General features: G+C 58.4%; 20 protein-coding genes and 2 rRNA genes (1 of these 22 only partly in view). 20 read left to right on the top strand and 2 right to left on the bottom strand.

Translation table 11 applies throughout. From position 1 onward, the window contains the following. The first annotated feature begins 216 nt into the window (after positions 1 to 216). The 20 genes from ACZ5KU_RS21250 (at position 217) to queD (ending at position 11,164) form a co-directional block, all read left to right on the top strand. Positions 217 to 1,320, top strand: a complete 1,104-nt coding sequence (locus tag ACZ5KU_RS21250; protein WP_464736216.1) for a hypothetical protein — start codon at positions 217 to 219, stop codon at positions 1,318 to 1,320. A 10-nt stretch (positions 1,321 to 1,330) separates the two neighbouring features. Beyond that, a complete protein-coding gene (locus ACZ5KU_RS21255; RefSeq protein WP_464736217.1) occupies positions 1,331 to 2,095 on the top strand; it encodes an ERF family protein in 765 nt (254 codons plus the stop codon). After that, positions 2,079 to 2,696, top strand: a complete 618-nt coding sequence (locus ACZ5KU_RS21260) for a lambda exonuclease family protein (protein WP_464736218.1) — start codon at positions 2,079 to 2,081, stop codon at positions 2,694 to 2,696. Before ACZ5KU_RS21255 ends, ACZ5KU_RS21260 begins: the two co-directional genes overlap by 17 nt. After that, positions 2,693 to 3,205, top strand: a complete 513-nt coding sequence (locus tag ACZ5KU_RS21265; RefSeq protein WP_464736219.1) for a hypothetical protein — start codon at positions 2,693 to 2,695, stop codon at positions 3,203 to 3,205. The genes ACZ5KU_RS21260 and ACZ5KU_RS21265 overlap by 4 nt, the downstream gene beginning before the upstream one ends. Before the next feature lie 78 nt (positions 3,206 to 3,283). Beyond that, positions 3,284 to 3,601: a hypothetical protein gene (locus ACZ5KU_RS21270; protein WP_464736220.1), complete on the top strand. Its 318-nt coding sequence runs from the start codon at positions 3,284 to 3,286 to the stop codon at positions 3,599 to 3,601. Next, positions 3,598 to 4,200 (top strand): Lcl C-terminal domain-containing protein, encoded by a 603-nt coding sequence (locus ACZ5KU_RS21275; RefSeq protein ID WP_464736221.1) that lies wholly within the window; start codon positions 3,598 to 3,600, stop codon positions 4,198 to 4,200. Before ACZ5KU_RS21270 ends, ACZ5KU_RS21275 begins: the two co-directional genes overlap by 4 nt. A 66-nt stretch (positions 4,201 to 4,266) precedes the next feature. Continuing rightward, on the top strand, positions 4,267 to 4,887 hold the full coding sequence (locus ACZ5KU_RS21280) for an Lcl C-terminal domain-containing protein (protein WP_464736222.1): 621 nt from the start codon (positions 4,267 to 4,269) through the stop codon (positions 4,885 to 4,887). Positions 4,888 to 4,938: 51 nt separating this feature from the next. Beyond that, the gene (locus ACZ5KU_RS21285) at positions 4,939 to 5,295 is read left to right on the top strand and encodes a four helix bundle protein (protein ID WP_464736223.1); all 357 of its coding nucleotides are present in this window, start codon (positions 4,939 to 4,941) and stop codon (positions 5,293 to 5,295) included. A 216-nt stretch (positions 5,296 to 5,511) separates the two neighbouring features. Then, the gene (locus tag ACZ5KU_RS21290) at positions 5,512 to 6,132 is read left to right on the top strand and encodes a hypothetical protein (RefSeq protein WP_464736224.1); all 621 of its coding nucleotides are present in this window, start codon (positions 5,512 to 5,514) and stop codon (positions 6,130 to 6,132) included. 306 nt (positions 6,133 to 6,438) lie between these two features. Further along, positions 6,439 to 7,230 (top strand): adenine nucleotide alpha hydrolase family protein, encoded by a 792-nt coding sequence (locus ACZ5KU_RS21295; RefSeq protein WP_464736225.1) that lies wholly within the window; start codon positions 6,439 to 6,441, stop codon positions 7,228 to 7,230. A gap of 49 nt (positions 7,231 to 7,279) precedes the next feature. After that, the gene (locus ACZ5KU_RS21300) at positions 7,280 to 7,585 is read left to right on the top strand and encodes a hypothetical protein (RefSeq protein ID WP_464736226.1); all 306 of its coding nucleotides are present in this window, start codon (positions 7,280 to 7,282) and stop codon (positions 7,583 to 7,585) included. A gap of 21 nt (positions 7,586 to 7,606) precedes the next feature. Then, on the top strand, positions 7,607 to 8,050 hold the full coding sequence (locus tag ACZ5KU_RS21305; protein WP_464736227.1) for an ASCH domain-containing protein: 444 nt from the start codon (positions 7,607 to 7,609) through the stop codon (positions 8,048 to 8,050). After that, the gene (locus tag ACZ5KU_RS21310) at positions 8,047 to 8,220 is read left to right on the top strand and encodes a hypothetical protein (RefSeq protein WP_464736228.1); all 174 of its coding nucleotides are present in this window, start codon (positions 8,047 to 8,049) and stop codon (positions 8,218 to 8,220) included. The genes ACZ5KU_RS21305 and ACZ5KU_RS21310 overlap by 4 nt, the downstream gene beginning before the upstream one ends. Next, complete coding sequence (locus ACZ5KU_RS21315; RefSeq protein ID WP_464736229.1) at positions 8,217 to 9,317, top strand: hypothetical protein; 1,101 nt, start codon at positions 8,217 to 8,219, stop codon at positions 9,315 to 9,317. Before ACZ5KU_RS21310 ends, ACZ5KU_RS21315 begins: the two co-directional genes overlap by 4 nt. After that, a complete protein-coding gene (locus ACZ5KU_RS21320) occupies positions 9,289 to 9,537 on the top strand; it encodes a DUF551 domain-containing protein (protein WP_464736230.1) in 249 nt (82 codons plus the stop codon). The genes ACZ5KU_RS21315 and ACZ5KU_RS21320 overlap by 29 nt, the downstream gene beginning before the upstream one ends. A gap of 43 nt (positions 9,538 to 9,580) precedes the next feature. Then, a complete protein-coding gene (locus tag ACZ5KU_RS21325; RefSeq protein WP_464736231.1) occupies positions 9,581 to 9,763 on the top strand; it encodes a Lar family restriction alleviation protein in 183 nt (60 codons plus the stop codon). A 52-nt stretch (positions 9,764 to 9,815) separates the two neighbouring features. Further along, positions 9,816 to 10,307, top strand: coding sequence for an HNH endonuclease (locus ACZ5KU_RS21330; protein ID WP_464736232.1), 492 nt, complete (start codon positions 9,816 to 9,818; stop codon positions 10,305 to 10,307). A gap of 38 nt (positions 10,308 to 10,345) precedes the next feature. Beyond that, positions 10,346 to 10,522 (top strand): hypothetical protein, encoded by a 177-nt coding sequence (locus ACZ5KU_RS21335; protein ID WP_464736233.1) that lies wholly within the window; start codon positions 10,346 to 10,348, stop codon positions 10,520 to 10,522. Positions 10,523 to 10,531: 9 nt separating this feature from the next. After that, positions 10,532 to 10,744, top strand: coding sequence for a helix-turn-helix transcriptional regulator (locus ACZ5KU_RS21340; protein ID WP_464736234.1), 213 nt, complete (start codon positions 10,532 to 10,534; stop codon positions 10,742 to 10,744). 63 nt (positions 10,745 to 10,807) lie between these two features. After that, positions 10,808 to 11,164: a 6-carboxytetrahydropterin synthase QueD gene (gene queD, locus ACZ5KU_RS21345; RefSeq protein ID WP_054060215.1), complete on the top strand. Its 357-nt coding sequence runs from the start codon at positions 10,808 to 10,810 to the stop codon at positions 11,162 to 11,164. A 166-nt stretch (positions 11,165 to 11,330) separates the two neighbouring features. Here queD and rrf read toward each other — a convergent pair. Further along, positions 11,331 to 11,446 (bottom strand): 5S ribosomal RNA (gene rrf, locus ACZ5KU_RS21350). 149 nt (positions 11,447 to 11,595) lie between these two features. Then, a 23S ribosomal RNA gene (locus ACZ5KU_RS21355) occupies positions 11,596 to 13,461 on the bottom strand; it runs 1,025 nt beyond the window's last position.

Below are 13,461 nucleotides of genomic sequence, written 5' to 3' on the forward strand. Positions count from 1 at the left end.
AGCCTGTTTCGCGAGAACGGCGAGCCACGGCAATTTCCATCTGTTCAGGTGCAGAAATGACGCAGGCACAGCGCCGCCGGCGCCTTCTCATCTGGCGCGGCTCATTCCCCGCCCTCGCCATCTTCACATTCTTGATGCTGCTCAGCGCTCTCGCTGATCGTGTCACCCAGTAACCAACCCCTTCTATCGCTGCGCTAGACGCGGCAAGGAACTGTCATGTCCGCAGCACAGCAAGTCATCTCGATTGACGACATCTCGGCCGCCAACGCCCCGGCAATCTACGTTGCCGGTGGCCTGCTCCCTTTCTTCGACAAGGTGAAGGCCGAGGTGACCGGCGAGGTGCCAGATCTGACAACCCGCAAAGGTCGTGAGCGCATCGCCAGCCTGGCAGCAAAGGTCAGCAAGTCTAAGTCTGCAGTTGAAAAGCCCGGGCGCGATTATCTGCGCCACCTGAAGGAACTGCCCAAGGTCGTCGAGGCCGAGCTACGGGACTTTGTGACAAAAATGGACGCCCTGCGGGACGAGACTCGTCGGCCGCTGACCGAATGGGAGGAAGCAGAAGCCGCCCGGGTAGCCGAGCATGAGCAGGGTATCGAAAGACTGAGGGCGCACGGCGCCGAACTGAGTCAACTTACCAGCGAGGATCTGCTGGACCGGATCGGAAAGGTTGAGGAAGTCGGATTGGGCGATACCTGGGAGGAATTCGCCGCTGAGGCGGGCCAGGTGAAGGACCATGTCCTATGCGCGCTACGAGCCGCGCTGGATGCTCGGCAGAAATACGAGGCCGAGCAGGTGGAACTGGCCCGGCTTCGCGCCGAAGCCGAAGCCCGGGAGAAAGCTGATCGTGAGGCGCAGATCGCACGGGAAGCAGAAGAGCGCGCCCGGCGAGAGGCAGAAGAACTTGCCGCAGCCGAGCGCGAGGCCGCTGCTCGACGGGAACATGAAGCACAGAAGGCCGCCGAGCACCGCGAGCTGGAATTGAAGTTGCAGGCCGAAAAAGCCGAGCGTGCACGGCAGCAGGCCGAGACTGACCGTATTGCGGCTGAGCAACGGGCCGAGCAGGAGCGTTTGGATTCCGCGCGCCGGGCCGAACAGGCTGCCGAGCAGGCTCGCCTGGACGAGCAGCGCCGCGCCCAGGAAGCGGCCGACGAGATCATCCGTCAGCAGAACGCCCGCGAAGCCGACGAGGCCCATCGCCGCAGCGTCAATCGCGCTGCACTGGAGGCGTTCATCGCCGGCGGCATGCCGGAAGCGTGTGCCAAGCAGGCTGTCACCCTGATCGTCCAGCGCAAGATTCCCAATATCACCATCCAGTACTGAGGTGCAGAACATGAGCGGTCAAATCATCGCGCCCGAGCAGCGACGCCAAGCCGCAGCGCTGCCTTCCAGCACCGACAACAGCATCCTTGCTGTAATCAGCCGGGCTGCGACGGATCCAACCTGCGATATCGACAAACTCGAACGCCTCATGGCGATGCATGAACGAATGCAGGCCAGGGATGCCGAGGCGGAGTTCAACGCTGCTATGGCCGCCATGCAGAGCGACATCCCGAGCATTGCAGAGCGCGGCGCCATCGTCGTGAATGGCCAGAAGCGCAGCGACTACGCCACCTTCGAAGACATCAACGATGTCATCAAGCCGATCATGCAGACCCACGGGTTCGCGATCACCTTCAAGGTTCAGAATGTCCAGGGTGGTATGGAAGTGACCGGCATCCTGATGCACAAGGCAGGTCACCGCGAAAGCACAACCATGCTTCTACCGCTCGACACCAGCGGCAGCAAAAACGCCGTCCAGGCAGTCGGCTCGTCCACAAGCTACGGCAAGCGCTACGTCATGAGCGCCCTGCTCAACCTAACGACTCGTGGCGAAGATGATGACGGCCATGCGGCGGTTCCGACGACCAACGTCACCATCGTTCAGGCGGCCGGCATCACTGCCCTACTCGACCGCTGCACGCAGAAGACCCGCGACTGGTTTACCAGCGAGTACGGAACAGCCGAATGCGTGCCGAAGGGTCGCCATGACCTGCTGGTTGCGCAACTAAACAAAGCCATCAAGGCTGCGGAGGCCGCAAATGCAGATAATCAGTGACGTCGAGCAAGGCACCCAGGCGTGGCTGGACTTGCGCCTGGGCATTATCACCTGCAGCGAGTTGGACTGCTTGCTGGTTAACGGAAAAGGCGAGGCAGGCTTCGGCGCTGGCGCCTTCACCTACATGAACACCCTTATCGGTGAGCGTATCACCGGCGAGGCGGCAGACCCGTTCACTGGTAACCGCCATACCGAGCGCGGGCATGAACTGGAAGGCACCGCTAGAGGCCTGTACTGCGACCGCGAGGAAGTCCAGACCCATCAAGTAGGGATCATCCTCAATCACGGAATTGGCTACTCGCCAGATGCCCTTGTCGGCGACAAGGGACTGACCGAGATCAAGACCAAACTGCCGAAACTGCAGGTCGAAGTCATTCTGGCCGGCGAGGTCCCCAAAGAGCACATGGCTCAGTGCCAAGGCGGCCTTTGGGTTTCCGAGCGCGAATGGCTGGACTTCATCAGCTACTGGCCCGGGATTCCTCTGTTCGTCAAGCGCGTCTATCGCGACGAGGCGATGATCCGGAAGCTTTCCGAGCGTGTGAAGACCTTCTACGAAATTCTCGACGATCGCATGAATCGCGTTGTAGGAATTGCAGCATGATCAGCAACGAACTCAGCCTAATCCAGCAGAACGAAACACTTCGCGCTTCTCTCGCTTCTTCTGTCGAAGCCTTCCTCGCTGCCGGCGGAAAAATAGATGTTCGCCAAGTCACTGTATCACCAGGTGTGTCCGTGGTTGAGCGCATACAGACCCCGAACTTCCAGAGTGCATCAGTCAAATCGGCGTCAGACACCCAGGCACGCAGAATTCGTGAGCTGGCAAAAACGCTCAACCGTGAAGAGATATGTGAGCGGGAGGGTCTTTCGCTGGGGGTCTTGCGCGGAATCGCCAAGCGATATGGCATCCAGTTCCTCGCCGGCCCGAAGAAAGCCTATGCGCCGAACAAGCGAAAGCCCAAGCAAGACGCCGAGCTTGTTGCAAAAATCAAGGATTGCATGGACCGCGGAATAACCCGCTACCAGGCGTGCAAAGAGCTCGAAATCAGCTCAACGTTGATCCGGCGAATCATCGCTGACCACAACATCGACTATCCGGTGGTGACCCGCTGATGCGCCGAGCAGCGCGCGTGCAGCAACGCAAACGGCAGTCCTGGGTTCATCTGCCACCCAGCGGCCTGGAGGGAAACTATGGCAATGGATCAGGCCGAACGCGATCGGCGCCGGCGCACCAAGTCAACAGAGAGGCAGGAAGAAGACCTGCGTTTGAAGGTTCGACCAGGGACTAAAAAGGCCCTCTCGGACTTGATGGCCTGGGCCGGCCTGACTGAACAGGGCGAAGCGATGACCCTGATGATTCATCACCTGCACAGCCTTGGCCCTATCGGCGCCCTTCCCTTTCTCACTCCGCCGCGCCACGAAATCACCGTATCGAATTCCGTGGCGCTGAAACTCGAAAACTTCTGCCGGCGCGAAGCGCTGCGCATCTCCCAAGAGGAAACAGCATGAAACCTGAAATGGTCACTCTGAAAGTCGGCGAAGCAACAATCAAGATGCCGGCGGCAACGGTAGCCGGCCTGGTGCTGGCGAGTGTCGTCAGCCACATTGCACCATCCGCTCAAGTTGCGGCAAACGGCACCGCATCTGATATTCCGGAGGCTGGTTCGTATTGGCCCGAGCAAGGCGGCATCAACGGCGGTTTCGTCCAGGCTCGCGGCGACGTGCCAGCGCACTACCTGATCTTCGCAAAAGACGACGTCGGCGATCACGAGTACGGACGCCGAGGCGAAGAGTCGAAGGCAACCAGCAAGACTGATGGCATGTCGAACTCTGCGATCCTGCTATCCGAAGGCGGCCATCCTGCTGCCAGCGCAGCTTCCGACTACACCGCCGACGGGCACAATGACTTCTACCTGCCGGCCGCGGCCGAACTGTACCAGGGCTGGGTGAACTGCCCGCAGATCTTCGCACAAGACTGCTATTACTGGTCGAGTTCGCAGCGCTCCGCCGACTACGCATTCAGCATGTACTTCGATGTTGGCAATCAGTACGGCCGCGGCAAGAGCAGCGAGCTCCGCGTCCGCCCCGTCCGCAGGTTCTTCATTTAATCCTTCATTCATTCGATCCAGGGCGCATCAGCGCCTTTTTTGTTGCCTACACGAAAGGAGCACCACATGAGCGCAGTTGAGAAAGCAAAACCTGAAGCAACTATTCCCGCTATTGGCCAGGCATACGGCGGCGGTTTCGTGACGGGCATCACCCGCGACCCGGACACCGGAAAGCGTTACCTGAACATCACCGCCTGCGCCGCCCATGAACTGGAGGGAGAATGGGGAGAATATGGCGTGAAAATCGAAGGCGCTGACAGCCTCACCAACAGCCGCTCCAACACCGAATCGATGGCCGCAGCCGGCAGCGAACTGGCGCAGAAGGTCCTGGCGCTGGATATCGGCGGATTCACCGACTGGGCCATCCCAGCACGTGACGTGCAAGAACTTCAGTATCGCCACTTCAAGCCGACGACCCAGGAAAACTGGGCAGGCCGGCGCGATGGCGACAACCCGAACAGCGAGCCGGTCGGCAAACTGTACAGCGAGGAAGACCCAGCACAGACCGTGCATGAAGCCTTCCGCGAAGGTGGCCCGGAGGCGTTCACGGACACCTGGTACTGGTCATCTTCGCAGCGCTCCGCCGGCAGCGCATTCAGCGTGGTCTTCGGTGTTGGCTTTCAGACCAACTGCGTCAAGAGCAGCGAGCTCCGCGTCCGCCCCGTCCGCAGCGAGCTTATTCAGTAATTCATTCATTTAACCGGCCGCTTGCGGCCGGAGCCCAAGGAGGGGCAACGCATGGCAATGCATACTGAGCTTTCGATATACAAGGCCGCCAGCGGTCTTTTGCAGATGGCTACCAACATCACCAAGAACATCCCGCGGGAACTCAAGCAGTCATTGGGTCGGCGGGCTATCGACGAGTGCGTCGATGTGTTGATCTTGATTGCGCGGGCGAACGCCACGCAGGACAAGCGACCACATCTCACGTCACTAGTTGAGAAGGTCCAGGTGATCGAGCTGCTCATGCGCCTATTCAAGGAAAACCGCTTCATCAGCGTTACCCAGCACGCCGGCACGATGGAGGTGACAACCTCAATCGGAAAGCAGGCCAGCGCCTGGAAACGCAGCTCACCAACCGCGCCCGCTACCTGAAGGTCAAGGCTTTCAGGTCTGTGCGAATTGAATCTGGTCGCGCCGCTGGCCTTCGGGCCACCGCCATGTGCACACACGGATACCGACGGTCTAAAGCGTCCGAGCAGGTCCGGCACAGTTTCCCCGATGAGAAATCGTCGAGGCGACGTAGATAGCACGAACGGTCGCAGCGCTCCGCCGACAACGCATAATTCTTTCCACCGAGGGTCTGCACCAATGGCAAAGTTTGAACCGGGCGAAACATTCGGGCGCCTCACCGTCATCCGCTGGGATAGCGCTTCATCCGTTCAGTGCATCTGCTCATGCGGAACAGAATTCGTAGGGATAGCTGGGAATATGCGTTCCGGCGCAACACAAAGCTGTGGCTGTATTCGGAAAGAGAAAAACAATCACGTAACCCACAGGCATACCGGAAGCCTGACGCACAAGCGATGGCGGTCAATGCGTGCCAGGTGCCTGAATAAGAACGCCAGCAACTACCCGCAATATGGTGGTTCCGGAATCGGCATCTGCGCAGAGTGGAATGACTTTGAGCGATTCCTTGCGGATATGGGCGAATGCCCGGGGGATGGCTTCACGCTGGATCGTAAGGACGGAAACAAAGGCTATTCACCCGGCAACTGCCGCTGGGCAACGCGGGTTCAACAGGCCCGCAATCAGTCCACCAATAAGCTGATCACCTTCCGCGGCGAAACGCTCGGCATGAGTGAGTGGGCCGAAAAGCTTGGAATCAAGTCGCAGACCATACAAAACCGGCTTCGCAAGGGGTGGACGGTTGATGAGGCGCTTGGCACGACTGGTGATGCCAGGGCTTTCCGAAAAAGTCGCGCTGAATAATTCATTCAACAGCTACTTTGGCCTGTTCACACAGGCAAGCCACAGCCAGAAAGACCGAGCCGCCCTGGCAAACCTTGTTCTGCGCCGCGGTCATGTCGTCAACGGCGATCTAACGAAGACCTATCCCAAACGATAACGACGCCCTGGAGCACGGCTACAAGGTGGTCGCCACGCTGGACCAGGTCGTTTGACACCAACCCATAGGCGCCTCCGGGCGCCTTTTTCGTGCCTGGAGGAATTCATGAACCCCTACCACCTGCGTGGGAAAACAGTCCTGAGCTTTTCGGGGGGCGCACCAGCGCATACATGCTTCGCCAGGTGTTAGATGCAAACGAAGACCACAGTGATTTGCTGGTGCTGTTTGCCAACACCGGGAAAGAGCACCCTGCCACCCTGGAGTTTGTTCGGGAATGCGCCGAACACTGGGCGGTGCCGATCACCTGGCTGGAGTATCGCGACAACGACCTTGGCTTTGCCGTGGTGGATTTCGCCAGCGCCAGCCGCCAGGGTGAGCCTTTCGAATCCGTAATCCGCAAGCGGAAGTACCTGCCCAACCCAGTGACGCGGTTCTGCACAGTCGAGCTGAAGATCCGAACCATGCACCGCTACCTGAAACACATTGGCTGGACAAACGTCGATGGTGAGTGGGATCAGATGGTAGGCATCCGGGCTGACGAACAACGCCGAGTGGCGAAGATCAGGGCGCGGGGGACCAGCACTGAAACGCCACGGGAGCAAATGCGTATGCCGCTGGCAGATGCTGGGGTATCAGTGCATGACGTAGGCGCATTCTGGCTGGCTCAACCGTTCAACCTGCAGTTGGCGACGGTCAACGGTCGAACGCTGGAAGGGAATTGCGACTTGTGCTTCCTAAAGCCGCTGGGCCAGGTCTACTCAATAATTGCCAGCGACCGCAGCCGCGGCGAATGGTGGGCGACGCAGGAGCGGGCGACGCAGTCATCCGGCCAGTTCGCCGGCGATGGGGCGCGCTTTCGCAAGGATCGTCCGAGCTACCAGCAGATGATGGATTACGCAGAAATACAGTACGACCTCTTTTCCGAAGTAGACGAGGGCATCGACTGCTTCTGCGGCGACTGACCTCCCCCACCATTTCAAACCTGAGCGCCGCCCGGTGCGAGGATCTTCCATGAACCAGATAGCCAAACAGGCGCTCGCCCGCGCCCTCGGCACAGCCGTGCCCGCAACACCGAAACCGAAGGCCCACAGCTTCGCGGACCTGCTCGCAAACCTGCCGGACGTGCTGCCGGTCATCAAGATCAGCGGCCCCATCAACACCGTCATGCGCAACGAGGGGCGGCGTGATGCCCTTGACGTCGTCCGCTCCGCCGGCGACGAGATCCACGACCGCCGTGTCGCTGAAAAGATCATCGGCCGGCTGACGGTGACAGCAGCAGAGAAGCCCGGCAGCTATGCGCGGGCATGGTCGACGTGATTGATGCGTTGCGGGTTGGGTATGAAGACACTCTCCATTCGCCAGCCCTGGGCCTGGCTGATCATCCATGGCGGCAAGGACATCGAGAATCGAACCTGGCACACCAAGTTCCGAGGCCGGTTCCTGATTCATGCGGCGCAAGGCATGACCCGCCGCGAGCTGCATGCGGCCAACAGGTTCTGCATGCTGCGCGGGCTTCCCATTCCCATGTCGCTTTCTGATCTGCAGCGCGGAGGCATCATCGGTTCGGTCGAGCTGGCGGATAGCGTCGATACCAGCGACTCGCCCTGGTACATGGGTGAGAAGGGGTTCGTCTTGCGCGACCCGTGGCCAATGAATTTCCACCCATGCAAAGGTCGGCTTGGTTTTTTCGACGCCCCAGCAGAGGTCGTTGAGCTATTCGAGGCACAGGCCATTGGCGAGGGGCGCCTGGGCTACAGCATTCAACAGGCGAAAAGCCCATGACCGCCCTCCGCCGCAAGGCCCAGATCCGCGGGCGCCCGATGAAGGCGCTCGACCTCAACGTCATGTGCGACCAGTGCGGTAAATCGCGGGCGCACGGCAACCACGACAAATGCAGCAAAGCTCGCCAGCGAGAGATGGCCGAGCTGCGCGCACGGGAGATGCAGAAATGAGCAACGAACAGAAGATGTGCGACTGCAACCAGGGCCGGCTGCCGTGCACCTGCAAGCCCACGGCCGGGGGTGTCGAGCCGGTGGCGCTGCCTGCGCGGAAAAATCCATCTGCATATCCACTTCCGATGGATGCGGCGAGAGGTTATGGCTGGAACGCCTGCCTCGATCACATCGCCAAGCTTGGGCCGCTTTACACCCGTCCGGTGCAGGGTGAGCCGGTGGCTTGGCGCTACCAGACCCATCCTGGCGGGATGTGGTACTTGTCGAGTAGCGAACACAATGCGCACATTTTCAAGGAAAACGGTGAAGGCGGAGCAGTAGAGCCGCTCTACACCCACGCAGATCCTGGCGAGGTTGAGCGGCTGCGTGAGGTCATCAAGCACTCTGACGCGCAGATCATGCGGCAGAGCATGCGCATTTCAAACCAGCGCGCCCAGCTGGCCGAGCGGGAGGCGCTGTTCGGCAAGTACGGCGACACGCTGCGCCCGTTCGTTGATCTGATGCGCAAAGAGCTGGAGGCGAACAGCCACAAGGGTGACCGCGAAGGCTGGCTGAAAATGACGAGAGAAACGGCCATGTCTGAAATCGAGCACCATGTCCGCAAGCTGAATAATGCCAGGATGTATGCCTGGGAGGATGAAATCAAAGAACACGCCGCCGACGTGGCGAATTGCTGCATGATGCTTCTGGACGTTATGGGCTTTCTGGAGGTGTCCGCCAGCGCAGAGCCGAGCGCGCCGAAGTGCAGCACGTGCCAGGACCAGGGCGAGGTGTACTCGGGAAGATGGCAGATCAAGGCTACAACCAGCCGCCAGAGCCGATCATGGATGCTTGCCCGGATTGCAAGTGGGATGCGCCGGTTGAGCGCGATGAGCGGGCGGAATGCGCGATCTGCAAAGACCTCGGCGATCAGTGCATGGAATGCGAGGAAGCCGAATTCCGTGAATGGGCCGATCGACACTTCGCCAGTGCTGACTACAGGAAGACGGCAGAAGGCGTATTCATCCAGGACTGGATGCGTCATGCCTTCGCGGCCTGGCAAGCCCGCGCCGCCCTGGAGCGCAAGCCATGAGCCAGTGGATCAAATGCAGCGATGAGCTGCCACCCCTGGATACTCCCGTCTGGATCCGAATGGATGGCGACATCATGGTGATCGGCGAGCGCGCCTCAATCGATGATAGTTGGATGTGGTCGGCCTGCTACGGCCATTACTTCGCCGATGGGAAGTGGGATGCCGTAGACAGTGATGGGGGCGACGAATACGAGCCTACCCACTGGCATGCACTCCCTTTGCCGCCCAAGGAGCTGATGCCATGATCGCCCTCACCTACATGGCCTACCTGATCTACAGGGGGCCGAGATGAGTGAAGAGCTGAAACCTTGCCCGAAATGCGGAAGCGACAACCTGGAGCTCGATAGCAGTTCATCGCTCAGCCTCAGTTGGGTCATCTGCAACGATTGCGAGTTCACGCTGCAGAAGAAAGTGCCCGAAGAGAACATCTGGCGGCACTGGAACAAGATAAAGGCAGCGCCAGCTGCCTAACCCCTCACCTAAAACCAGCCCGCCTTCCGCGCGGGCAAGGACGTTTGCACTCATGAAAACAAGAGAGCTCACGCACGAGCGCCTGAAAGAGAAGATTCACTACGACCCTGAAACTGGGAAGTTCACCAGGACATGGCCCGACCAAAACCGCAAGGTCGGTCAACTCGACAAGGATGGATACCTAGCCATCGCTATTGACCGAGTTAAGCATCGGGCCGGCCGGCTGGCGTGGCTGTATATGACCGGCGAACACCCAGACGAAAGCATGCACGTCGACCACATCAACCGCATTCGCGATGACAATCGATGGGTCAATCTTCGCCTGCTAACGCCAGCAGCCAACCAGGCCCATCGAGTAGTGACCCGAAAGCCTCCGGCAAGCGGTTTTTCAGGAGTGTATTGGGATGGGCGGAAGAACAGGTGGTTCGTTCAAGTCTTCCGCAATCGAAAGATTCACTACGGCGGATACCACAAAACAATCGACGCCGCGGCGGAAGCTGCAGATGCACTCCGCACTCGGCTTGACACGCAATCAGCGGCCTGACCACCAACCTGCCGCCGCCGGCGGCGTGGAGACCATCCATGAACCTGATCGACTGCTACGTCACCCAAGTGATGACGCAGCCCTACAAGAAATTCGGCCACTGGTGGGTCGATGTGAAATACGAGTCCGAGGGGCAACCGGGCGAATCGAAACTGATGTTCAAGACCAAGGAAGCGGCCGAGGCCGTGAAGGCTGGTCATCACTTACTGGCCTGAGGAGGCTATATGACAAACACAGAGAGCATTGATCGCCTGCTTCGGCTGCCCGATGTGCTGCGCATCACCGGCATGGGCCGCAACACCATCTACACACGAATTAAGGAAGGCACGTTCCCAAAACAGGTTAAGATAGGCCCAAAGTCGGTCGCCTGGCGCCAGTCCGAAATCAATAAATGGATGGCCTCTTTGACCCCCAGCAACGAACAATCAGTACATTGAGCAGTACACTGGAATACCGGTATCTGCTCAAGCCCTTACCCCGCCAGCTATACAGGTCCACCAGTGGAAATCTTCAAAGAGTTTACGTTCGAATCCGCCCACCGCCTGCCCAACGTGCCCGCCGGGCACAAGTGTGGCCGCCTGCATGGCCACTCCTTCAAGGTGGCGATCCACCTGAGCGGTGATATCGATCAGCATACCGGCTGGATTCGTGACTTCTCCGAGATCAAGGCGATCTTCAAGCCGCTGTACGAGCGCCTGGACCACAACTATCTGAACGAGATTCCCGGCCTGGAAAACCCCACCAGCGAAAACCTGGCGAAGTGGATCTGGAAGGAACTGAAGCCACTGCTGCCTGAGCTGTCGGCGATCCGGATCCACGAGACCTGCACCAGCGGTTGCATCTATCGCGGGGAGTGAATCCCGGGTATTGAAAAACCACCTGCGAAGGTGGTTTTTTTATGCCTGGAGGATGGAGGCGGCCTTTGTACGGGCAAGCCCTGCACCGGACGTTTCAACGCCCGTTTCAACACCGCAAAAGACAAAACCCCTACCTGCCTGCGCAGATAGGGGTTTCGGAATTTAATCTTGACGATGACCTACTCTCACATGGGGAAACCCCACACTACCATCGGCGATGCATCGTTTCACTTCTGAGTTCGGGATGGGATCAGGTGGTTCCAATGCTCTATGGTCGTCAAGAAATTCGGTAGCCAGCTCGTTGCCTGGGCAACGCTCCAGCGAATCGGGTACGTGACAGTCTTTGGTGTTTTGTGCGTGGCAAACTTTCGGTTCACTTCGTCTTCATACACCGCAATCTGCTCATTCGACGCAAATTGCTTGGGTGTTATATGGTCAAGCCTCACGGGCAATTAGTATGGGTTAGCTCAACGCCTCACAGCGCTTACACACCCCACCTATCAACGTCGTAGTCTTCGACGGCCCTTCAGGGAACTCAAGGTTCCAGTGAGATCTCATCTTGAGGCAAGTTTCCCGCTTAGATGCTTTCAGCGGTTATCTTTTCCGAACATAGCTACCCGGCAATGCCACTGGCGTGACAACCGGAACACCAGAGGTTCGTCCACTCCGGTCCTCTCGTACTAGGAGCAGCCCCTCTCAAATCTCAAACGTCCACGGCAGATAGGGACCGAACTGTCTCACGACGTTCTAAACCCAGCTCGCGTACCACTTTAAATGGCGAACAGCCATACCCTTGGGACCGGCTTCAGCCCCAGGATGTGATGAGCCGACATCGAGGTGCCAAACACCGCCGTCGATATGAACTCTTGGGCGGTATCAGCCTGTTATCCCCGGAGTACCTTTTATCCGTTGAGCGATGGCCCTTCCATACAGAACCACCGGATCACTAAGACCTACTTTCGTACCTGCTCGACGTGTCTGTCTCGCAGTCAAGCGCGCTTTTGCCTTTATACTCTGCGACCGATTTCCGACCGGTCTGAGCGCACCTTCGTACTCCTCCGTTACTCTTTAGGAGGAGACCGCCCCAGTCAAACTACCCACCATACACTGTCCTCGATCCGGATAACGGACCTGAGTTAGAACCTCAAAGTTGCCAGGGTGGTATTTCAAGAATGGCTCCACGCAAACTGGCGTTCACGCTTCAAAGCCTCCCACCTATCCTACACAAGCAAATTCAAAGTCCAGTGCAAAGCTATAGTAAAGGTTCACGGGGTCTTTCCGTCTAGCCGCGGATACACTGCATCTTCACAGCGATTTCAATTTCACTGAGTCTCGGGTGGAGACAGCGCCGCCATCGTTACGCCATTCGTGCAGGTCGGAACTTACCCGACAAGGAATTTCGCTACCTTAGGACCGTTATAGTTACGGCCGCCGTTTACCGGGGCTTCGATCAAGAGCTTCGCTTTCGCTAACCCCATCAATTAACCTTCCGGCACCGGGCAGGCGTCACACCCTATACGTCCACTTTCGTGTTTGCAGAGTGCTGTGTTTTTAATAAACAGTCGCAGCGGCCTGGTATCTTCGACCGGCATGGGCTTACGGAGCAAGTCCTTCACCCTCACCGGCGCACCTTCTCCCGAAGTTACGGTGCCATTTTGCCTAGTTCCTTCACCCGAGTTCTCTCAAGCGCCTTGGTATTCTCTACCTAACCACCTGTGTCGGTTTGGGGTACGGTTCCTGGTTATCTGAAGCTTAGAAGCTTTTCTTGGAAGCATGGCATCAACCACTTCGCGTCCTAAAGGACACTCGTCATCAGCTCTCGGCCTTAAGATCCCGGATTTACCTAAGATCTCAGCCTACCACCTTAAACTTGGACAACCAACGCCAAGCTGGCCTAGCCTTCTCCGTCCCTCCATCGCAATAACCAGAAGTACAGGAATATTAACCTGTTTTCCATCGACTACGCTTTTCAGCCTCGCCTTAGGGACCGACTAACCCTGCGTCGATTAACGTTGCGCAGGAAACCTTGGTCTTTCGGCGTGGGTGTTTTTCACACCCATTGTCGTTACTCATGTCAGCATTCGCACTTCTGATACCTCCAGCAAGCTTCTCAACTCACCTTCACAGGCTTACAGAACGCTCCTCTACCGCGTCACTTGCGTGACACCCGTAGCTTCGGTGCATGGTTTGAGCCCCGTTACATCTTCCGCGCAGGCCGACTCGACTAGTGAGCTATTACGCTTTCTTTAAAGGATGGCTGCTTCTAAGCCAACCTCCTAGCTGTCTAAGCCTTCCCA

The sequence above is a fragment of the Pseudomonas sp. Tof1 genome (assembly GCF_055390395.1).